The organism is Curtobacterium sp. MCJR17_055 (assembly GCF_003224335.1).
GTDB lineage: Bacteria > Actinomycetota > Actinomycetes > Actinomycetales > Microbacteriaceae > Curtobacterium.
This window is the reverse complement of the sequence record NZ_QKLF01000001.1, coordinates 203,973-223,810: the sequence shown is the minus strand read 5'-3', so window position 1 is coordinate 223,810 and position 19,838 is coordinate 203,973. Positions and strand designations below refer to the sequence as shown.

General features: G+C 72.2%; 24 protein-coding genes, 2 tRNA genes and 1 riboswitch. Of the genes, 13 read left to right on the top strand and 13 right to left on the bottom strand.

Annotated features, from left to right (window positions below):
• Positions 1-7: 7 nt before the first annotated feature.
• Positions 8-119, top strand: a riboswitch (TPP riboswitch).
• Between the two features lie 6 nt (positions 120-125).
• Genes DEJ16_RS01090 through DEJ16_RS01080 form a run of 3 tightly spaced genes read left to right on the top strand, consistent with a single transcriptional unit; the run spans position 126 to position 3,836 of the window.
• Complete coding sequence (locus DEJ16_RS01090; protein WP_110824006.1) at positions 126-755, top strand: ECF transporter S component; 630 nt, start codon at positions 126-128, stop codon at positions 753-755.
• The gene (locus DEJ16_RS01085) at positions 752-3,259 is read left to right on the top strand and encodes an ATP-binding cassette domain-containing protein (RefSeq protein ID WP_181419399.1); all 2,508 of its coding nucleotides are present in this window, start codon (positions 752-754) and stop codon (positions 3,257-3,259) included. The genes DEJ16_RS01090 and DEJ16_RS01085 overlap by 4 nt, the downstream gene beginning before the upstream one ends.
• Entirely contained in the window at positions 3,252-3,836 is a 585-nt protein-coding gene (locus DEJ16_RS01080) for an ATP-binding protein (RefSeq protein ID WP_258365733.1), read from the top strand. The genes DEJ16_RS01085 and DEJ16_RS01080 overlap by 8 nt, the downstream gene beginning before the upstream one ends.
• 18 nt (positions 3,837-3,854) lie before the next feature.
• On the opposite strand, the gene DEJ16_RS01075 is transcribed toward DEJ16_RS01080, so the two are convergent.
• The 5 genes from DEJ16_RS01075 to DEJ16_RS01055 form a co-directional block, all read right to left on the bottom strand.
• Positions 3,855-4,199, bottom strand: coding sequence for a metallopeptidase family protein (locus DEJ16_RS01075; RefSeq protein WP_110823752.1), 345 nt, complete (start codon positions 4,197-4,199; stop codon positions 3,855-3,857).
• A 147-nt stretch (positions 4,200-4,346) separates the two neighbouring features.
• Positions 4,347-4,422, bottom strand: a tRNA-His gene (locus DEJ16_RS01070).
• Between the two features lie 73 nt (positions 4,423-4,495).
• Positions 4,496-5,146, bottom strand: a complete 651-nt coding sequence (orn, locus tag DEJ16_RS01065) for an oligoribonuclease (RefSeq protein ID WP_110823753.1) — start codon at positions 5,144-5,146, stop codon at positions 4,496-4,498.
• 36 nt (positions 5,147-5,182) lie between these two features.
• Complete coding sequence (locus tag DEJ16_RS01060) at positions 5,183-6,424, bottom strand: MFS transporter (RefSeq protein WP_110823754.1); 1,242 nt, start codon at positions 6,422-6,424, stop codon at positions 5,183-5,185.
• A complete protein-coding gene (locus tag DEJ16_RS01055) occupies positions 6,421-6,855 on the bottom strand; it encodes a MarR family winged helix-turn-helix transcriptional regulator (protein ID WP_110823755.1) in 435 nt (144 codons plus the stop codon). Before DEJ16_RS01055 ends, DEJ16_RS01060 begins: the two co-directional genes overlap by 4 nt.
• An 84-nt stretch (positions 6,856-6,939) precedes the next feature.
• Between DEJ16_RS01055 and DEJ16_RS01050 the strand changes: the two genes are divergently transcribed.
• Positions 6,940-7,230 (top strand): hypothetical protein, encoded by a 291-nt coding sequence (locus DEJ16_RS01050; protein ID WP_110823756.1) that lies wholly within the window; start codon positions 6,940-6,942, stop codon positions 7,228-7,230.
• 164 nt (positions 7,231-7,394) lie between these two features.
• Positions 7,395-7,658: a thioredoxin family protein gene (locus DEJ16_RS01045; RefSeq protein ID WP_110824008.1), complete on the top strand. Its 264-nt coding sequence runs from the start codon at positions 7,395-7,397 to the stop codon at positions 7,656-7,658.
• Here the strand turns inward: DEJ16_RS01045 and DEJ16_RS01040 are convergent.
• From DEJ16_RS01040 to DEJ16_RS01030, 3 genes are read right to left on the bottom strand one after another with little or no spacing between them, the layout of a single operon-like run.
• Positions 7,599-9,011, bottom strand: coding sequence for a DUF6716 putative glycosyltransferase (locus tag DEJ16_RS01040; RefSeq protein ID WP_110823757.1), 1,413 nt, complete (start codon positions 9,009-9,011; stop codon positions 7,599-7,601). The genes DEJ16_RS01045 and DEJ16_RS01040 overlap by 60 nt on opposite strands.
• Positions 9,008-9,886 (bottom strand): N-acetylneuraminate synthase family protein, encoded by an 879-nt coding sequence (locus DEJ16_RS01035; RefSeq protein WP_110823758.1) that lies wholly within the window; start codon positions 9,884-9,886, stop codon positions 9,008-9,010. Before DEJ16_RS01035 ends, DEJ16_RS01040 begins: the two co-directional genes overlap by 4 nt.
• On the bottom strand, positions 9,883-10,731 hold the full coding sequence (locus DEJ16_RS01030; protein ID WP_110823759.1) for a cytidylyltransferase domain-containing protein: 849 nt from the start codon (positions 10,729-10,731) through the stop codon (positions 9,883-9,885). The genes DEJ16_RS01035 and DEJ16_RS01030 overlap by 4 nt, the downstream gene beginning before the upstream one ends.
• Positions 10,732-10,867: 136 nt before the next feature.
• Here DEJ16_RS01030 and DEJ16_RS01025 point away from each other — a divergent pair, with 136 nt between their 5' ends.
• Entirely contained in the window at positions 10,868-11,452 is a 585-nt protein-coding gene (locus DEJ16_RS01025) for an AAA family ATPase (RefSeq protein ID WP_110823760.1), read from the top strand.
• Positions 11,443-11,515 (top strand) — tRNA-Arg (locus tag DEJ16_RS01020). The genes DEJ16_RS01025 and DEJ16_RS01020 overlap by 10 nt, the downstream gene beginning before the upstream one ends.
• A 58-nt stretch (positions 11,516-11,573) precedes the next feature.
• Here DEJ16_RS01020 and DEJ16_RS01015 read toward each other — a convergent pair.
• Both DEJ16_RS01015 and DEJ16_RS01010 read right to left on the bottom strand, forming a co-directional pair.
• On the bottom strand, positions 11,574-12,680 hold the full coding sequence (locus DEJ16_RS01015; protein ID WP_110823761.1) for a hypothetical protein: 1,107 nt from the start codon (positions 12,678-12,680) through the stop codon (positions 11,574-11,576).
• Between the two features lie 92 nt (positions 12,681-12,772).
• On the bottom strand, positions 12,773-13,039 hold the full coding sequence (locus tag DEJ16_RS01010; RefSeq protein WP_110823762.1) for a hypothetical protein: 267 nt from the start codon (positions 13,037-13,039) through the stop codon (positions 12,773-12,775).
• 154 nt (positions 13,040-13,193) lie between these two features.
• On the opposite strand from DEJ16_RS01010, the gene msrA reads away from it, so the two are divergent.
• The 5 genes from msrA to DEJ16_RS00985 all read left to right on the top strand — a co-directional run bounded on the left by msrA (position 13,194) and on the right by DEJ16_RS00985 (position 17,055).
• Positions 13,194-13,721, top strand: a complete 528-nt coding sequence (gene msrA / locus DEJ16_RS01005; protein ID WP_110823763.1) for a peptide-methionine (S)-S-oxide reductase MsrA — start codon at positions 13,194-13,196, stop codon at positions 13,719-13,721.
• Between the two features lie 37 nt (positions 13,722-13,758).
• On the top strand, positions 13,759-13,980 hold the full coding sequence (locus DEJ16_RS01000; RefSeq protein ID WP_258365732.1) for a methyltransferase: 222 nt from the start codon (positions 13,759-13,761) through the stop codon (positions 13,978-13,980).
• Between the two features lie 136 nt (positions 13,981-14,116).
• Complete coding sequence (locus DEJ16_RS00995; RefSeq protein WP_110823764.1) at positions 14,117-14,767, top strand: single-stranded DNA-binding protein; 651 nt, start codon at positions 14,117-14,119, stop codon at positions 14,765-14,767.
• Between the two features lie 114 nt (positions 14,768-14,881).
• The gene (gene ettA, locus DEJ16_RS00990; RefSeq protein ID WP_110823765.1) at positions 14,882-16,567 is read left to right on the top strand and encodes an energy-dependent translational throttle protein EttA; all 1,686 of its coding nucleotides are present in this window, start codon (positions 14,882-14,884) and stop codon (positions 16,565-16,567) included.
• 5 nt (positions 16,568-16,572) lie between these two features.
• Entirely contained in the window at positions 16,573-17,055 is a 483-nt protein-coding gene (locus DEJ16_RS00985; protein ID WP_110823766.1) for a thioesterase family protein, read from the top strand.
• A 65-nt stretch (positions 17,056-17,120) separates the two neighbouring features.
• On the opposite strand, the gene DEJ16_RS00980 is transcribed toward DEJ16_RS00985, so the two are convergent.
• The 3 genes from DEJ16_RS00980 to DEJ16_RS00970 form a co-directional block, all read right to left on the bottom strand.
• Positions 17,121-17,981 (bottom strand): acyl-CoA thioesterase II, encoded by an 861-nt coding sequence (locus tag DEJ16_RS00980; RefSeq protein ID WP_110823767.1) that lies wholly within the window; start codon positions 17,979-17,981, stop codon positions 17,121-17,123.
• Positions 17,978-18,385 carry a hypothetical protein gene (locus DEJ16_RS00975; protein WP_110823768.1) on the bottom strand — a complete coding sequence of 136 codons (408 nt, stop codon included), beginning with the start codon at positions 18,383-18,385 and terminating at the stop codon, positions 17,978-17,980. The genes DEJ16_RS00980 and DEJ16_RS00975 overlap by 4 nt, the downstream gene beginning before the upstream one ends.
• 121 nt (positions 18,386-18,506) lie before the next feature.
• Positions 18,507-18,974 (bottom strand): Hsp20/alpha crystallin family protein, encoded by a 468-nt coding sequence (locus tag DEJ16_RS00970; protein WP_110823769.1) that lies wholly within the window; start codon positions 18,972-18,974, stop codon positions 18,507-18,509.
• A gap of 162 nt (positions 18,975-19,136) precedes the next feature.
• Between DEJ16_RS00970 and DEJ16_RS00965 the strand changes: the two genes are divergently transcribed.
• Positions 19,137-19,838, top strand: a complete 702-nt coding sequence (locus DEJ16_RS00965; RefSeq protein ID WP_110823770.1) for a hypothetical protein — start codon at positions 19,137-19,139, stop codon at positions 19,836-19,838.

The window sequence follows — 19,838 nt, the reverse complement described above, 5'->3', positions numbered from 1 at the left end:
ACACTGGCGGGACACACACGGGAGTCCGGGTCCACCGGGCTGAGAGGGAGCGAACGGCGCTCCGACCGTCGAACCTGATCCGGATCATGCCGGCGCAGGGAGGAGTCCAGGTCATGCCTGCTGTCATGCAGTCTGCTGTCCCGTCCACCACGCCCACCCGCTCGCTGCGGTGGCGGGTCGTGGACATCGTCGTCGCGAGCGTCCTCGCCGTCGCGATCGGCGTCGTCTTCAAGCTGTGGGAGTTCGGCTACGAGCCGATCAGCGCCGCCAGTGCGCTCGTGCTCCCCGGCACCCAGTCGCTCTTCGGCGGCGTCTGGCTGCTCGCCGGTCCGATCGTCGCGATCGTCGTGCGGAAGCCCGGCGCGGCTCTGTACGCCGAGATGGTCGCGGCGTCGGTCGAGGCCCTGCTCGGCACGCAGTGGGGGTGGCTCACGCTCGAGGCCGGGCTCGTGCAGGGCCTCGGCGCCGAGCTCGTCCTCGCGCTCTTCCTGTACCGCGTGTACCGGCTGCCGGTCGTCGTCCTCGCCGGGGCCGCTGCGGGACTCGCGCTCGGCGTCAACGACTCGTTGCTCTGGTACGCGGGGCTCGACGCCGGCTTCAAGGTCGTCTACGTGATCTGCGCCGTCATCTCCGGTGCCGTCATCGCCGGACTCGGCTCGTGGCTCATCGTCCGCGCCCTCGCCGCCACCGGCGTGCTCTCGTCGTTCGCCGCGGGCCGCGAGCACACCAAGCGTGCGGCTCGCGCCTCGGCGTGACGTCCGCACCGTCCGCCGCCGCCGGGCCCCTGTCCGACACCACGGCGTCCGCGGCACGGATCACCTTCCGCGACTGGGGGTGGCGGTACGCGTCCCGTGAGCGGTGGGCCGTGCGCGGGGTGGACCTGACCGTCGAGCCCGGCGAACGCGTCGCGGTCGTCGGGCCCTCCGGTGCCGGCAAGTCCACCCTGCTCCGGGCCGTCGCGGCCGTGCTGCCCGACGAACCCGACCCGGACGACGACACCGCCGCCGCGGTCCAGGGCGAGGTGCTCGTCGACGGGGTGGCCCCGGGCAGCGCCCGCGGCCGGGTCGGCCTGGTCATGCAGGACCCCGAGGTGCACACCGTGATGTCCCGGATCGGGGACGACGTGGCCTTCGGGTGTGAGAACACCGGGGTGCCGCCGGAGGAGATCTGGCCGCGGGTCCGCGCTGCGCTCGACGTCGTGGGACTCGACCTGCCGCTCGACCGGTCCACCGCGGCGATGTCCGGCGGGCAGCGGCAGCGGTTGGCGCTCGCCGGGGTGCTCGCGATGCGCCCGGGTGCCCTGGTGCTCGACGAACCGTGCGCGAACCTCGACCCGGACGGGGTCGCGCAGGTGCACGACGCCGTCCGCGCCGTGCTCGACGAGACCGGCGCCACGCTCCTGGTCGTCGAACACCGGATCGGCACCTGGCTCGACCTCGTCGACCGCCTGGTGCTGCTCGAACCGGCCGGCGGCGTGGTGGCCGACGGGCCCCCGGCCGAGGTGCTCGCCGCACACGGACCGGCGCTCACCGCGGCCGGCGTCTGGGTGCCGGGCAGCGAACCCGCACCCGGCTCCGCACGACACGGTGCGACCCGGAGCGTCACCGCGGACCGGCAGGGAGGCACGGATCGCCTCGTCGCATCGGCCCTCGGCACGGCGCGGGGCCGGGGACCCCGCATCGGCAGCGGGATCGACCTCTCCGTGCGCGCCGGGCAGGTCATCGCGGTCACCGGACCGAACGGCGTGGGCAAGTCCACGCTCGGACTGACCCTCGGTGGGCTCCTCCGACCCGCCGCGGGCTCCGTGCACGCGACCGCGGCACTGCGGGGCGACGCGGCCGAGGACCCGTCGGCGTGGTCGAGCCGCGAGCTCGCCGCCCGGATCGGCACCGTCTTCCAGGACCCCGAACACCAGTTCATCGCGCGGACCGTCCGTGAGGAACTCGCCGCCGGTCCGCGTGCCGTCGGCCGGTCGGACGTGGACGCCCGGGTCGACCGGGTGCTCGCCGACTTCGACTTGGCGCACCTCGCCGACCAGCACCCGTTCACGCTGTCCGGTGGCGAGCAGCGCCGGCTCGCGATCGGGGCCGTCATCGCCGCCGAGCCGCCCGTGCTCGTGCTCGACGAACCGACCTCGGGGCAGGACCGGGCGACGTGGCAGGCCGTGGTCGACCGGCTCGGCGAACTGGCGGACGGCGGGACCGCGGTCGTCGCCGTGACGCACGACCGCGACCTCGTGCGGGCGCTCGACGCGGACGAGGTCGTCCTCGGGTCCGACGGCGTGCGCGCTGCGGTGGCGGACGAGCACGACGGTCCGCCGCACGTGGCGCCGGCAGCGTCGGCCGCGACCGGATCGGCCGGCACCGGATCGGCCGCCCGGACCGACGCGGTCACGTCGACCGCGTCGACCCGCTCGGCGGACGAGCACAGCAGCACGGGCCGCGAGCGCACCCGCGCGACGACCGCCGGGGCCGCGGCCGGACCGCCCGTGCGGGCCGAGCCTCCCGTCCGGCCCCGCGGGATCCGCGGTGTGCAGCCGGTGGCGTCGCTGCTCGGCGTCCTGGCGCTCGGCCTGTGCCTCGTGCTCAGCCTGGACGTCGTGTCCGCCGCGGTCGCGCTCGGACTCGAGGTGCTCCTGCTCCCGCTCCTGCGGATCCCGCCGCGGACGTTCCTGCTGCGGACCGCACCGCTGCTCGCGGCGGTGCCACTGACAGCCGTGAGCATCGCCCTGTACGGCCGGCCGTCCGGGCGCGAATGGTTCGACGTCGGCTTCGCGCACGTGACCGACGGATCGCTGACCCTCGCACTGGCGACCGCGCTGCGCGTGCTCGCGGTGGGGCTGCCGGCGATCGCGCTGTTCGTGCGGGTGGACCCGACCGACCTCGCCGACGGGCTCGCCCAGCTGCTCCGGTTGCCCGCGCGCTTCGTGCTCGGCGCGCTCGCGGCGATCCGGATGACGACCCTGCTCGGCGATGACTGGCGGCAGCTCGGCAACGCACGGCGGGCCCGGGGCGTGGCCGACACCGGGCGGCTGCGGCGCGGTGCGTCCATGGCGTTCGCGCTGCTCGTGCTGGCGCTCCGGCGGGCGACGACGCTCGCGGTGGCGATGGAGTCGCGCGGGTTCGGTGCGCCCGGACGGCGGACGTGGGCGCGGAGCGTCCGGTTCGCCGGACCGGAGTGGGCGATGGTCGGGGTGCTCGTCGGCATCGGCGCCGTCGCGGTCGCCGTGGCGGTGGCGGCGGGGACGTGGCGTGTCTGACGAGCTGACCGGTCACACGACCGACCCCGCGGGGGTCGTCGCCGACGTGGTGGCACGCGTCCGCGCCGCGGTGGCGGGCGCGGTCGGTGGTGGTGCGGGTGCCGGTCGCCCTGGGCGGGTGGTGGTGCTCGTCGACGGGCGGTCGGGCACGGGCAAGACCACGCTCGGCAATGCCCTCGCGGTCGCACTCGGAGCGCAGGTGGTGCACCTCGACGACGTCTACCCCGGGTGGGACGGTCTGCGTGCCGCCGCGGACGCCGTCGTGACGGACGTGCTCGGCGCGCCGTCCGGGTACCGCTCGTGGGACTGGCAGGCGGACCGACCGGCCGCGTGGCGCACGGTCGACCCCGATGCACCACTCGTCATCGAGGGGTGCGGGGCGCTCTCCCGCGCATCCGCTCCGCTGGCCACCGTGCGGGTGTGGCTCGAGGCCGACGACGCCGTGCGGTGGGATCGGGCGATCGGTCGCGACGGAGCGACGTTCGAACGCGAGTGGGCGCGGTGGGCAGCCCAGGAGGACGCGTTCATCCGGGCGGAGCAGCCGGCAGCGCTCGCGGACGTGGTACTGCGGACCTGACCGCAGGTCGGCGGGGAACTACGCCCAACCGAGCTCGTGCAGGCGCTCGTCGTCGATGCCGTGGAAGTGGCCGATCTCGTGCACGAGCGTGGTGTGCACCTCGTCCTTGAGCTCGTCGAGGGTGTCGCACTCCGCCAGGTGCTGCTTCCGGAAGACGACGATCCGGTCGGGCAGCTCGCCGAAGCCGTACTGCCCGCGCTCGGTCGCCGCGACGCCGTCGTACACGCCGAACAGGTCGGAGCCGTCCTCGGGTTCGTCCTCGACCACGAAGACGACGTTGTCCAGGCCGTCGACCATTTCGTCCGGCAGCTGGTCGAGCTCGTCGGTCACGAGCTGCTCGAAGTCCTCGGGCGACATCTCCATCACGGGAGCGATGGTGACACACGAGGCCGGGGGAGAGCTGGTCGCCCGGTCCTTCGACCCCTCGGGACCGGGAGACGTGCAGAAGGCCCCCGTCCACCGGACGGGGGCCTTCGTGACGCGTTCCGCTCGACGGAGCGTGTGCGCTGTTGGGGTGAGTAACGGGGCTTGAACCCGCGACCTCCTGGACCACAACCAGGCGCTCTACCAGCTGAGCTATACCCACCATGTGTCGGTCCGGCGAGCCGGAGCAACCACTCGATTGTAGTACATCCGAGCGCCTGCCCGGACCACGATCGCTACTCGGCGGGTGCCGGGCTCGGCTGCAGGGTCAGGCGCGGCTCCCACTTCGCCACGACCTCGGCCGCGATGGCCTTCACGTCGTCGCTTGCCGGCCCGGGTTCCGGTGTGAAGCCGGCACGGCGGTAGTACTCGAGCTCGCGGATCGACTCGAGGATGTCCGCGAGGGCACGGTGCCCGCCGTGCTTCGCCGGGGAGTTGAAGTACACGCGCGGGAACCAGCGACGGCAGAGCTCCTTGATGCTCGACACGTCCACGCTCCGGTAGTGCAGGTGGCTGTCGATGCGGGGCATGTACTTCGCCAGGAACGCGCGGTCGGTGCCGATCGTGTTGCCGGCCAGGGGCGCGGTGCCCTCGGCGGGGACGTGGGCGAGGATGTACTCGAGCACCTGGTACTCGGCGTCGGCCAGGGACACTCCGTTCGGGATCTCCTCGATCAGGCCCGACGTCGTGTGCATGTTCGTCACGAACTCGTTCATGTTGTCCAGGGCGGACTGGTCCGGCTTGATCACGATGTCGAACCCGGGGTGCACCGGGTTGAGGTCGAAGTCCGTGACGACGACCGCGACCTCGACGAGTTCGTCGACGGCGACGTCGAGTCCCGTCATCTCACAGTCGATCCAGACGAGACGGTCATTCCCTGCAGACATGCCCCGATCCTACTTCCGCGCTCCGACGCCCCGGGACTAGGCCATCTCGCCGGCCGAGATCGCCTCGGCTTCGACGCGCTCGGGCTCGGCCCCGTCGTCCACGCGGCGCAGCACCTTCGTGGTGAGCACGACGACCAGGAACGCGATCGCCACGGACACGCCGGCGAAGACGTAGGCGGCACTCGGCGAGTACGCGTCGGCGAGCAGCGTCGCGACGGGCGGTGCGATCGCGCCGCCGATGAAGCGGACGGCGGAGTACGCGCTGGATGCGACGGAGCGGGGCAGATCGGTCGCCTCCATGACGCACTCCGTCAGGACGGTGTTGAGGACACCGAGGACGAGCCCGCCGATCACGACGCAGACGATGAGCCCGGCCTGCGACCGCACGAGGACGGCCGCGGCGAACAGGTCGAGCGCGAGCAGCGGCAGCGCGAGCTTGAGGACGCTCGTGCGGCGCATGCGCGCCGTGAGCATCGGGGCGACCCACACCGAGGTGATCGCGAGCCCGACACCCCAGCCGAAGAACGTGAACCCGATGCCGAGCGCCCCGAACCCGAGGGGGAACGGCGTGTAGGCGAGGAGCACGAAGAAGCCGATGTTGTAGAACAGCGCGGTCGCGGCGAGGGCTGCGAGCGCGGGGCGGCCGAGGGCGCGGAACGGCGCGGAGAGCTTCGTCGGGGTCGGCTTCTCGAGCATCCCGGGCTTCAGCAGCACGAGGATGGCGATGAACGCGACGGCCATCAGCGTGGTCACGCCGAAGAACGGTCCGCGCCAGCTGACCGACCCGAGCAGGCCGCCGACGAGCGGGCCGACCGCGATGCCGAGACCGAGCGCGGCCTCGTACAGGATGATCGCGGAGGCGGTACCACCGGCGGCGGCGCCGACGATCGTGGCGAGCGCGGTGGAGATGAACAGGGCGTTCCCGAGGCCCCATCCGGCGCGGAAGCCGATGATCGTCCAGACGTCGTTCGACACGGCGGCGAGCACCGAGAAGAGCACGATGAGGGCGAGCCCGGTCATCAGGGTCTTCTTCGCCCCGATCCGGCTCGACACCCAGCTGGTGAAGAACATCGCGACGCCGGTCACGGCGAGGTAGCTCGTGAAGAGCAACTCGGTCTGCGCGGGGGTGGCGCGCAGGGACTCGGCGATCGCGGGGAGGATCGGGTCGACGAGGCCGATGCCCATGAAGGCGACGACGCACGCGAAGGCGATGGCCCACACCGCCGAGGACTGCTTGAGGATCGAGCCGGACTGCCCGGCGGGAGCGTGCGCGTTCACGCGGTGGTCTCCGTTCTGGCCCTCGCTGCGATGAGGGCCGATGCGTGGTGCAGGACGTCCCAGTCGTCGTCGCCCAGGTCCTCGAAGAGGGGGCCGACGGTGCTGGTGAGGGCGGCTCGCCAGGCGACGAGTCGCTCGCGGCCGGCGTCGGTGATCTGGATGAGCTGCCCGCGGGAGTCGTCGGGGTCGACGGTCCGAGCGATCAGCCCATCGGCGGTCATGCCGGCGACCAGGCGGGTCATGGTCGGCTGGGACACCCGCGACGCCGTGGCCAGTTCGCCGAGCCGGAGGGTTTCCTCGGTCTCGAGGATGCCGAGCGTCCGCCAGACGGCGGTGGACGTGGTGTGACCCGTGGCCTGGAGTGCCGACCGGATGAGCCGGTTGACCGAGACGAGGAGCGTCTCGAGCGTCTCGTCCCGATTTGGTTCCATGATGAAACTGTATAGCAGAGCTATGGATCAGGCAACCGCGCGGGTGCTGGACCGTGCCACCTCCGGCGCTGGTAGAAGGGATGCATGAGCGACATCACGATCCACGAGGGCGACGAGTTCACCGCCATCTTCCACGGGGGCCCGTTCGACGGGACCACGGACACCCGCACGGCCACGAGCGACGCGCTGGACGACGAGGTGACGGTGTTCGCGGACGTCGAGGGCCTCCAGACCGCCTTCACCTACAAGTCGACGGGCTCGCGCCAGGTGCTCGACCAGATCTCGGTCGACTACACCTTCGCGCCCGACGAGTCGGACCCGGTCGACGACCTGCAGGACCGCGGCGACCGCAGCGGCGAGTTCGACCGCGAGTAGCGGCCGTCCGCAGCCCCGGTCGTCGGCGACGGCCGGGGCTGGATGCTGCCGGGGCCCGACGCGGTACGCCCGCCGGTCGCGGTCGCGGTCGCCGTCGCGGTCCCGGTCCCGGTCCGACCGGTCGATCGGGAGTGCACCGGAGCCGTCACGCGTTGGAGGACGTCATGCAGGTCGATCTCTGGACGTCCGCGTTCTGCGCGCCGTGCGCCGCCGCCCGACGCGTGGTCGGCGACGCCGCCCGACTCGTGCCGGGGCTCGCCGTCACCGAACGGGACGCCGCTGCCGAGCCCGACGTCGTCGAGGAGCTCGGCATCCGCTCCACGCCCACCGTGGTCGTCCGACGGGACGACGGTACCGAGGTCTTCCGGTCAGCGGGCGTCCCGACCCGCGACCAGTTCCTCGTCGCGGTGGCGAAGGCGCTCGACTGACACCGGCCGCACCTCGGTGACGACCGGCTCCACCGGGCGCCGCAGCGCCCGGAGCGCCCGCCGTCGGAGCCGTCTCACCGCGCGGATGGGTGTCCCAATCGACATCGCCACGCGGCCGATCGCCGACCGGTCGTGGTCGCCCAGGGCGTTCCGCCGCTCCCACGCCCGACGGAGCACACCACCGCGACTGCGCCGTGCGGCGGGACGGTCGACCAGGGCTCCGGCATCCCGCAGCGCCATCAACGCCTCGGCGCGGGCAGCCCAGTCGTCGTCCTGCGGCGCATGGAAGTAGTTGTCCGTCATCCACTCCGGCCGCACCGTGCCGAAGCGCCCGTGGACGAGGTCGTCCGCGTTCCCCTCGAGCCCGCTGTCCACGAAGACCTCGTTGATGAGCGCCCGCGACGTGCCGAAGTCCGTCAGGGTCAGCGCCGGCACGCCCCGTGCCGCCGCCTCGAGCACGGCGGTGGAACTGATCGTCACGAGCGCCACGGCTCGGTCGAGATGGGCCGACATCGGTCCGGCCTCCACCACGAGGTTCGGCGGGGCGTCCGGCGGCACGAGGTCGGCGTACGGGTACCTCTCCCGGTGGGTCTGGTGCTCGCCCGCCGCCGCCCGGGTCTTCACGACGACGCGCCACTCCGGGTGTGCCCGGGCGGTCTCGACGAGCCAGCTCACGACGCGGCGGCGCTCGTCCTCCTCCTTCGGGACGCTCGGTTGGGCGGCGAACACGACCGAGTCCCGCACGACGTCCGTCCGCGACGGAGTCGACGGCCGGGCGAACGGCAGCGTCGCGAGGGCGAACGACGGCTCGACACCGCCCTCCGTCGCCATCGCGGTGTACTCGCGGACCTCGCGGTGGCTGTGCAGCACGAACAGGTCCGCGCGGGCGCGGAGGAACACGCCCTTCCACTTGGCGGGGAACGAGATGCCGGGGAGACCGCTCAGCAGCACCGGTCGGCGTGCGACCGAGCGGCTGACCTGGTCGATGAGGACCTCCGTCACCGGCCCGATGCAGGACACCAACACCGCGTCCGGCGGCTCGGCCTGGAGGCGCGCCACCACGTCGTCCACGCTCATCGGCTCGGGAGGGGCGAGGTCGATCGGGCCGAGACGTGCGTCGACGTCGCGGAAGGCCGCCCGCAGTTGCGCAGTGCTCGCGGACCGCGGCGTCGCCACGGTCAGCAGTTCCAGCGACCAGTGCGGTGGAGCGGCCGAGAGCAGGTGTGCGCCCCACTTCGCGAACGAGTCCGTGTCGACGAGGCCGACCACGCGCCGGCGGCGCGGCCGCGGATCGGACGGGAGGCGGGCCTCCTGTCCGTCACCGGCGTCGCGGTCGTTCCCCGTAGCGCTCACGCACCCACCCGGCGGAGCTTGGCGAGGGGCGCCTCCTCGCCGGGGAAGATGCGCTTGACCCCGTCGCCCATCGCGGTCTCGATGATCCGGACGTCGCGGACCAGGGTGCGGAGGCCGTGCGGCTCGAGCGAGGCCGCGTGGTCGGAGCCCCACATCGTGCGGTCGAGCGTGATGTGTCGTTCCACGGCGGTGGCGCCGAGGGCGACGGCCGCGAGGGAGATCTGCAGGCCCGGCTCGTGCCCGGAGTAGCCGACCGGGACCCCCGCGTAGGCGTACCGGGTGGCGAGGGTGTCGATCATGCGGAGGTTGGCCTCCTCCGGCGGGAGCGGGTACGTCGAGGTGGCGTGCATGAGCACGAGCCGCTCCGTCCCGAGGGTCGACACCGCGCGGTCGATCTGGTCGAGCGTCGACATGCCCGTCGACAGGATCACCGGCTTGCCGGTCGCGGCGACGGCGTTGAGCATCCCGAGGTCGGTGACCGACGCCGAGGCGATCTTGTACGCGACGACGTTGAGGTCCTCGAGGAACGCGACCGACGGTTCGTCCCACGGCGAGGCGAACCAGTCCAGGCCGCGGAGCGTCGCGTGGTCACCGATCTCGATGTACTGGTCGCGGTCGAACTCGACGCGGTACCGGTAGTCCAGGTAGGTCATCTCGCCCCACGGCGTGCTGCGCGGCATCGTCTTCATGTGCTCGGGCGTGGAGATCTCGGGCGTGCGCTTCTGGAACTTGACGGCCTGCATCCCGGCGTCGGCCGCGACGTCGATGAGCTGCTTGGCGATCTCGACGTCTCCGTTGTGGTTGAGGCCGATCTCGCCGATCAGGTAGGCGGGGTTCCCGGCGCCGATGGTGGACATGCCGATGCGGACGCTCATGGTGCTCCGTTCTCCGCAGCGGCGGTCCGCGCGGGGTGGGGGTCGGTGGGGTCGTGCTCTGTGCGGGCGTGCTCGGTGTGGTCGGGGTGCGGCGCGGTGCTCCGGAGCTCGGTGCGGTCGTGTGCGGTGACGGGCTCCACCAGTGGCGCGAGCGCCGCCGCGAGGTCCAGGTCGTGGACGTCGTCGATGTCGATCGCGGTCCGCGCCGGGACCACCGCCAGTTCGACCCGACCGAAGAACCGGTGTCGTGCCGCCCGGAAGCCGTCGACGCGCAGCGCGTAGAAGGCGCCGGTCTCCCGGTACTCGGGCTCCCGGTCCTGCCGGCGTGGGCGGGTGGCGGCGTCGTGGTTCACGGCGACCGCCGACCCGTCCGCCGCGGTGCGCCAGAGGAACGCGTGCGACGGTGCCGCGGCGAGCACCGCGTCGGCGGAACCGGTGAGCACCCGCTCGACCGCGCGGTCGACGGCGACCGGGTCGGTGAAGGGGGAGGTGGCCTGCAGGAAGACGAGGACCTCCGGGGTACCGACGTCGGTACCGACGCCGGTGCCGACGCCGGTACTGAGCGCCTCCAGGGCGTGCAGGAGGGCGGACTCCGACGAGGCCTCGTCCTCGGCGAGTTCGACCGGCCGGCGGACCACACGGGCGCCGGCCGCGACCGCCTCGGCCGCGATGGCGTCGCCGTCGGTGCTGACGACGACCGCGTCGACCGTCCGGGCGGCCCGGGCGACCGCGATCGACCGCGCGACGAGCGACCGGCCGGCGACCTCGCGGAGGTTCTTGCCGGGGATGCCCTTCGATCCCGCCCGTGCCGGGATCACCGCGATGACGCGGGCGGAGGAGCTCATGCTCGGAAACGTAGGGAGCGGTGGTGACGCTCAGGGGAACGACAGGGGGACGGGTGACGAACCGTTCCCGAAGCAGGTCGAGGCCGGCACCGCTCACCGCCGGAGCCGGGCGCGACACCTCGTCTATCGTCGAGGGATGCTCGGTGCCGACGACGTCCTCGACCCGCCGCCTCGACGCGTCCTCGTGGCGGGGACCGCAGGCGTCGGCAAGACCACCACCGCCCGACGCATCGCGCAGGCCGTCGGTGCGCCGCACACCGAGATCGACGCGCTGTACCACGGGCCCGGGTGGACGGTGCGGTCGACCTTCGCGCAGGACGTCGACGCGTTCACGGCCGCACCGGCATGGGTCACCGAGTGGCAGTACCGGTCGGTGCGGGCGCTCCTCGTCGACCGAGCGGACACCCTGGTGTGGCTGGACCTCCCGAAGCCGGTGGCGTTCTGGCGACTGCTCCGCAGGACCGTCCGACGACGGCTCCGGCGCATCGAGCTGTGGAACGGGAACGTCGAGCCGCCGTTGTGGACCGTCGTCACCCGGCGCGAGCACATCCTCCGGTGGGGGATCGCGACCCGGAACGAGACCCGCAAGCGGGTGGCGGCGCTCGCCGACTCGACTCCACACCTCCGCGTCGTGCGGCTGCGCTCACAGCGGGACGTCGAGCGGTTCGTCCACCGCCTGCTGGCCGGCACCGAATATGATCGTCGGCGTCCGCCTCCGTAGCTCAGTGGATAGAGCAGGTGGTTTCTACCCACCGTGCCGCGGGTTCGATTCCTGCCGGGGGCACCGACGACGAAGGCCGCCACCCCGTCCGGGTGGCGGCCTCCGTCATGCTGTCGTCGGGTCAGTCCTCGTCGGTGTCCGCGCGTCGACGCAGTTCGCTCGCACTGACCGGGTTCGCGTACGACGCCCCCGGCCCGGCGTCCGCACGGTCGCCCTGGGTACCAGCACCCTGGTCCTCACGATCGCCGGCCGGGGTGCGGTCGTCGCGAGCGGCGGGCAGGTCGTTTCGTGCCGGCTGCTCGTCCCGCAGGGCGGGGGAGCGGTCGGCGGACCCGGGGCGGCCCGCGGTGTCGATGCGGACGTCGTCGACCGCGTCGTCGTTGTCCGCATCGCGGGAAGCCGACCACCCGGGCGTCGTGGCGGCCGGTGCCGGGGTGGCGGCCGGTGCCGGGGTGGCGGCCCGGAACGCGGGGGAGCCGAGCGCCGGGCGGATCGGGGTCGTCTCGCCGTCGGAGTAGGGCCGGGTGACGTTGTCCGAGATCGGCACGGTCGCGTCCTGGCCGTTCGCCGGGGCGGAGGTGGAGGCGGCGAGGGCCGACGGGGTCACGCTGGGCTGTGCCGGGCGGAGGGACGTCGTCGTCGGCGTGGGTGCCGGCTCGGGAGCCCGGGAGGAGTCGACCTTGTCCGCGTTCCACTCCTGCTGCCGCTTGATGAGGTCGGCGTCCGGGTCAGGTGCGTCGAACTTCCACCGCTCCAGGTCGCTCTTGAAGAGCTTGCGTGTCCGGTTGGGGCGGGCCTGCCACTCGAGCATCCGGTCGCGGAACTCGGCGAGGGCGTTGTCCGCGTGCGAGGTGAAGGTCGAGGAGTTCTTCTTGATGTCGGCGATCTCGTGCTTCGCCCAGTCCGCGGCGACCGGTGCGCCGGCGATCGGGAGCAAGCGCAGGCGGATGTCGGCGTCCTCGGCCAGGTGGTCCGCGTAGGCGCGCTCGTCGTGACCGAGCGACCCCCAGCTGGCTGCCTTCCGCGCCGCCGAGACGAGGCCGGCGACGGCCGCGTTCCTGGCCTCGCGCTCCTGGTGGGCCACGACGCGCTTGGCGGCTCCGCGGCCGATCAGCGCCGCGATGACGCCCGCCACGATGATCGCGACGAAGGGGATGACCGCCCCCGACAGCACGCGCCAGCCCGTGTCGGACGAGGTCCAGTCGATCAGGTCGTTCCACCACTGCATGCGCGTACCGTACTTCCGGATCGGTCAGGTCCCGGGGACGACAGGCGGACGGGGCGGACATCCGCTCCACCCGGTGCCGCCGTGCGCGACCGTCACCAGCGGAGGGTGTCGACCGCGTCCTCGGCGTTCCACACGTTCGGGAGCTCGACGAACCGTCGCTCGGCAGCCACGTAGCGACGTGCGCGGTAGGCGGTGCCACCGGCCACGTCGACGCGGTCGACGTAGCCCACGATCTCCCCGTTCGCCCGCGTGACGCGGCTCAGGTCGTCACGGACGTCGAGGATGCGGAGGTCGCCTCGCGACCGCGCCGTCGGGCGGGGCGAGTGGATGCTGAGCCGGGCGTCCGTCGTGGACTGCATGTGGGCCTCCTGGTCGTGTGATCTGGGACGACCGTACGACCGACCACCGACACGCCGGAGGCGCCGGAACAGGGTGGGGAACACCGCCGAGCGCCGCCGTGTTGTGGAGGACAGTCCAGTACCGCGCTCTCCGGAGCCAGGAAGGTAGGTCCCCATGACCACGTTCGTCCTCGCCGGTGGTTGCTTCTGGTGTCTCGACGCCGTCTACCGCACGCTCCAGGGCGTGCAGGACGTCGTGTCCGGGTACACCGGCGGCAGCGACCCGCACCCGACCTACGAGCAGGTGTGCACCGGCACCACCGGCCACGCCGAGGCGGTCGCCGTCACCTTCGACGAGTCGGTCCTCCCGGCGGACGTCGTCCTCGACGTCTTCTTCACCCTCCACGACCCGCGGCAGCTGAACCGTCAGGGAGCCGACGTCGGCACGCAGTACCGCTCCGCGATGTTCCCGGCGGACGACGAGCAGCGTGCGCTGTTCGAGCGGGCGATCGAACGCGCGTCCGACATCTGGGACGGCGGGGTCGTCACGACGCTCGAGCCGCTCGGGGCGTTCCACCGCGCCGAGGAGTACCACCAGGACTTCTTCGCGAAGAACCCGGGTCAGGGCTACTGCCTCGCCGTCGCGCTGCCCAAGGTGAACAAGGTGCGCAAGGCGTACGGTCAGTACATCCTGGCGTCCTGACGGAGGGGCGCCGGGGCCACGAGGAGGTGGTCGGACGATGACGAACGACACGATGCCGGACACGACGACGGAGACCTGGGTGGCCGTCGGCCCGGCCGGTGCGGTGGGCACGATCCACCGGGCGGCGGACGGGTTCCGGGTCGAGCTCTACGGACGACGTGGTCCGGGTGGGACGTACCCGTCGCTCCAGTCGGCCAAGGGCGCGGTCCACAAGGCGATGGGTCCGCTCGCGGACCGGCCCGAGTTCCACGCGCACTGACCGAGGGGCCGCTGACGCGGCTCCCGAACGGGAGGCCCGGATCACCTTCCCTCCACAGGGACCGTGATCCGGGCTTTGCGTCCACAGTTCGACGACGCGCCGCGGTCGGAGCGGCGCCCCGATCGACGATCGGTGCATGAACGACACGATCACGGTCTGCGGCATCATCGCCACCGAACCCCGACACCTCGTCACCGAGACGGGTGTCGCCATCACGAGCATGCGTCTCGCCTCGCCGTCGCGGCGCTGGGACCGCAGGACGTCCAGCTGGGTCAACGGCCCCACGAACTGGTACACGGTCACGGCGTTCCGGTCGCTCGCGGCCAACGTGCACAAGTCCGTGAAGAAGGGCGACCGCATCGTCGTCACCGGACGCGTCCGGATCCGGAACTGGGAGCGCGACGGGCGGGGCGGCACCTCCGTCGAGATCGACGCCGACGCGCTCGGCCACGACCTCGCCTGGGGCATCAGCAACTGGATCCGCGTCCCGCGCCACGTCGGCGATGTGCAGACCACCACCGCACCGGGCCCGGACGTCGACCCCCGGACCGGCGAGGTCGGCCCGGACGACCCCGACGCGGACCTGCACGACGACGGCCCGGTCGCGCACGCGACCGAGTCCGTCGAGCACGTGCGCGGACACGGCGACCACGGTGACGACGTGCTCGCCGGACCCCTCGAGGACGCGTCGTACGACGCCGGAGCGGTCGGCGTGCACGACACCGTGGCGCGCGGCGACGGCCCCGTGTCTCCCGACGAACTGTTCCCGGGGCAGGAGCCCGGATGACGCCGCGACCGTCGCCACGGCGTCCCGGGCACCACCGACCGCGACGACACCGACCGCGACGACACCGCGAGCGGGGCAGCGCTGGCCGCGTCGGATCGGTAGACTCGCTCCGATATGGCTGAGTACATCTACCAGATGGTCCGCGCCCGCAAGGCGGTCGGCGACAAGCTGATCCTCGACGACGTCACGATGTCGTTCCTCCCCGGCGCCAAGATCGGCGTCGTCGGACCGAACGGTGCGGGCAAGTCGACGATCCTGAAGATCATGGCGGGGCTCGACCAGCCGTCCAACGGCGAGGCGAAGCTGACCCCGGGCTTCACCGTCGGCATCCTCATGCAGGAGCCCGAACTCGACGAGACCAAGACGGTGCTCGAGAACGTGCAGGAGGGTGTCGGGGAGATCCACGGCAAGCTCGCGCGCTTCAACGAGATCTCGGCCGCGATGGCCGAGCCCGACGCGGACTTCGACGCGCTCCTCGCCGAGATGGGGACGCTGCAGGAGGAGATCGACGCGGCCGACGCGTGGGACCTCGACTCGCAGCTCGAGCAGGCGATGGCCGCGCTCCAGTGCCCCCCGGGGGACGAGCTCGTCACGCACCTGTCCGGTGGTGAGAAGCGCCGTGTCGCGCTCTGCAAGCTCCTGCTCCAGAAGCCCGACCTGCTCCTGCTCGACGAGCCCACCAACCACCTCGACGCCGAGAGCGTGCAGTGGCTCGAGCAGCACCTGCAGCAGTACCACGGTGCGGTCCTCGCCGTGACCCACGACCGGTACTTCCTCGACCACGTCGCGCAGTGGATCGCCGAGGTCGACCGCGGCCGGCTCTACCCGTACGAGGGCAACTACTCGACCTACCTCGAGAAGAAGCGCGCCCGTCTCGAGGTCCAGGGCAAGAAGGACGCCAAGCTCGCCAAGCGCCTGTCGTCCGAGCTCGACTGGGTCCGCAGCAACGCGAAGGGCCGCCAGGCGAAGTCCAAGGCGCGTCTGGCCCGCTACGAGGAGATGGTCAACGAGGCCGAGCGCACGCGCAAGCTCGACTTCGAGGAGATCGTGATCCCCGTCGGTCCGCGCCTCGGGTCGCAGGTCATCGACGCCGAGCACCTCCACAAGCAGTTCGGTGAGCGCGTCATCATCGGCGACCTGTCGTTCACGCTGCCGCGGAACGGCATCGTCGGGGTCATCGGCCCGAACGGCGTCGGCAAGACCACGCTGTTCAAGACGATCGTCGGGCTCGAGCCCCTCGACGGCGGCCAGCTCAAGATCGGCGAGACGGTCGACATCTCCTACGTCGACCAGAGCCGCGGTGGCATCGACCCGAACAAGAACCTGTGGGAGGTCGTGTCCGACGGCCTCGACTACATCCAGGTCGGCAAGACCGAGATCCCGTCGCGTGCCTACGTGTCGCAGTTCGGGTTCAAGGGCCCGGACCAGCAGAAGCGTGCGGGCATCCTGTCCGGCGGTGAGCGCAACCGTCTGAACCTCGCGCTGACGCTCAAGCAGGGCGGCAACCTGCTGCTCCTCGACGAGCCCACGAACGACCTGGACGTCGAGACCCTCGGCAGCCTCGAGAACGCCCTCCTCGAGTACCCCGGTTGTGCCGTGGTCATCACGCACGACCGGTGGTTCCTCGACCGCATCGCGACGCACATCCTCGCGTGGGAGGGCCTGAACGAGGACGGCACGCCGATCTGGTACTGGTTCGAGGGCAACTTCGAGGCCTACGAGGAGAACAAGGTCGAGCGCCTCGGGGCCGACGCCGCGAAGCCCGGCCGCGCGACGTACCGCAAGCTCACGCGGGACTAGTCCCCGTGGCGAGACTGCACGCGCCGGTCCGCATCCGCTGGAGCGACATCGACGCCTACGGGCACGTCAACAACTCGGCGATGCTCCGGCTGCTCGAGGAAGCGCGCGAGCTGGCGTTCTGGGCGCCGGACCCCGACGAGGTCGACGAGTCGGGGTCCGCGTCGGAACCCGTGATCGACGGGCGGCCGGGCTCCGGGACGATGACGGTCATCGCGGCGCAGCGGCTCGAGTACCTCGCGTCGACGCCGTACTTCCGTCGGCCGCTCGACATCCAGCTGTGGATCGGGCGGATCGGCGGGGCCAGCCTGGACATCTCGTACGAGGTCTGGTCGCCCGTCGGACACGAGCCGGCGGAGCTGTACACGCGCGCCACCACGGCGCTCGTCCTCGTGGACGCGACGACCAACCGACCGCGACGGCTCACCGAAGCCGAGCGGGCGGCGTGTCAGCCGTACATCGAGCCGGCCGTGCGGTTCTCCCGGCCGTGACCCCGGTCCGGCGCTGACCGCTCCGCCGCACCGGAACAGGCCCCGCTCGTCGAGCGGGGCCTGTCTCACGCGATGGGGAGGCGCATCATGCCCTCCTGCGCGACGGTCGCCAGCAGCCGGCCGTCGCGGGAGAACATGCGACCGAGCGCCAGCCCCCGACCGCCCTGGGCGCTCGGCGACTCCTGCGCGTAGAGGACCCAGTCGTCCGCCCGGCCGTCGCGGTGCCACCACATCGCGTGGTCGAGGCTCGCGAGCTTCACGCCCGGGGTGCCCCACGCGACGCCGTGCCGACGCATGATCGGTTCGAGGAGGGACAGGTCGCTCGCGTAGGCCAGGACCGCGCGGTGCAGAGCGGGGTCGTCGGGTAGGTCGCCCTCGACCCGGAACCAGACCGCCTGGTGCGCGACGCGGGCGCCCTGCACGTCGAAGTAGACCGGACCGTCGACGTGCCGCAGGTCGATCGACCGCTCCGCCCAGGCCTGCGCCGTGGGGTGGTCGACCGCGCCCAGCACCGACGCCGCCGACGGGAGCGACTCCGGGTCGGGGACGTCCACCGGGAACGGGTCCTGGTGCTCCGCTCCGGCGTCCGGCACCTGGAAGGACGCGATCATCGAGAAGATCGGGAGACCGTTCTGGTACGCCTGCGCCCGTCGGGTCGCGAACGAGCGGCCGTCGTGGATGCGCTCCACACCGAAGGTGATCGGGACGTCGATCGCACCGGGGCGCAGGAAGTAGCCGTGGACGGAGTGGATGTCACGGCCCTCGATGGTGGCCTGCGCCGCGACGATGCACTGCGCCAGCACCTGGCCGCCGAAGACCCGTCCTCCGGGGGACCAGTGGCTGGCACCGGTCAGGATCGTCTCGCGGGTGCTCGCTCCGGTGTCCTCGAGTCGCAGGGTCGTGAGGAAGTCGGGTTCGCGGATCACGCCGCCAGTCTACGAACGGGTCCCGGTGTGGCCGAGGAGGGCGCGGGCGCACCCATCGCGGCGCCGCGGTCGACGACGCCCGACGGGGCCGGGTCCTCCTGCTCGATGGCGTCGTCCGCGACGTCCGCGGAGACCGTTCCCTGCGGGTCGACGAGACCCGCCGCCGTCGGGGACGTCCGGAGCAGACTCCACGCCGCCACCGCGACGAGCGCTCCACCCACGCTGGCCACCCACGGGGTGAGCGCACGGGACCAGAGGTCGGGTGCGACGAGCCAGACGAGGTGGTTGGCGACGACCGAACCCGTTCCGCCCAGGAACAGGGCGAGACGAGGACGGAGGCTCGGGCCGGCCAGCAGCCCGGTGACGACGAGGACCGAGAGCAGTGCGTTGACGAGGTGTGGCATGGGCGGGACAGGAGGAAACGAGACGGGACGAGATGGGTGGGGACGACGGCTGTGCCATCGGGAGGCGGGGCGACGGGCCGACCCGCTGCGGGTCGGCCCGTCGCCCTCGGGGTGCGTCGGCTCAGCTGCCGGAGCCACCCTGACCGACCGCGAGCGGCTGCGCGCCGGCCGCGGAACCGGTGTCGGCACCGCTCGTGCTGACGGCGATCTTCCGGGGCTTCGACGACTCCTGCACGGGGATCGTGACGCTCAGCACGCCGTTGTCGTAGTGCGCGGCGATCCGCTCGACGTCGAGGCCGTCGCCGAGGGTGAGCTGACGGACGAACGAGCCGGGCTGGCGTTCCCGCGTGAGCCACTGCGCGCCGTCGGGAGCCCCGAGGGTGCGCTCGGCCCGGATGGTGAGGACCGATCCGTCGACGTCGATGTCGACCGATCCCGGATCGACTCCGGGCAGGTCGACGTCCATGACGTAGTGGTCGCCGGCGCGGTAGAGGTCCATCGGCATCGAGCGGGGCCCGGCTGCTGCTCCGCTGAGGAGGGATCCGGCGAGACGGTCCAGCTCGCGGAACGGATCGAAGGTCATGGCCATCTGAATCAACTCCTTCACTGAGTGCTTCGCGGTTGAGTCGCCGTGACTCAACTGCCATCCGTTCTAGCACTCGAACCCGAAGAGTGCCAAGAGTGGGCTCAGAGCTCGCTGAGGGCCGGACCAGGGAGCGTCAGGACGGTCGCGGCTAGGATCGACGGTGACATGAGCAGCTCGTTCACCCTTCCCGACGCCGCCTCGCTCGGTGACCTCCGCACCTACCTCGGACGAGCCGCTCGGATCGAGGACGGGTCCGTCCGCCTCATCGCCGACTCCGGTGTCCTGGCCGTCTACACGGCGATCCTCTACCCGCTCGGGCTGCTCGACGAACTGCCCACCGTGCTCGGTCTGCGCACGTTCGCCCTCACCCAGCCGGAGCACATCGACGTCGTGGTGCCGCTCCGCTCGTTCCAGGAGCGCCTGCGTCTGCTCGCGGAGGCGAACGACGTGGAGCACGCCGACGCAGCCGACCCGACCCGGGCGACCCCGATCGAGGTCGAGCTGCCGCTCGAGGTGCACACCGTGACCTGGGCTGCGATCTCCCCGCCCCGCGGCGGCTGGGTGCCGCTGCCCGACGTGTCGGCGGAACTGCTGCACCGTGCTGCGCGCCAGGGGATCGACGAGGTCGCCGCCTCCGTGCCGACGAGCTCGGGGGAGTCCATCGTCCGCCGCGTCCGTTCCGAGGTCTGGGGTCGGCCGATCCCGGGCGTCGAGCACCTGCCGGCCGGCGCGGGCTTCGCCGCCGAGAGCCTCGGCTTCCTCGGGACCGAACCGGTCCGGCTGTTCGAGACGGGGCCGTGGAGCCGGCTGACGACCTCCAGGGGGCACGTGCTCGTGAAGCGGCGGGCCTGGACGCTCAGTTCCTGA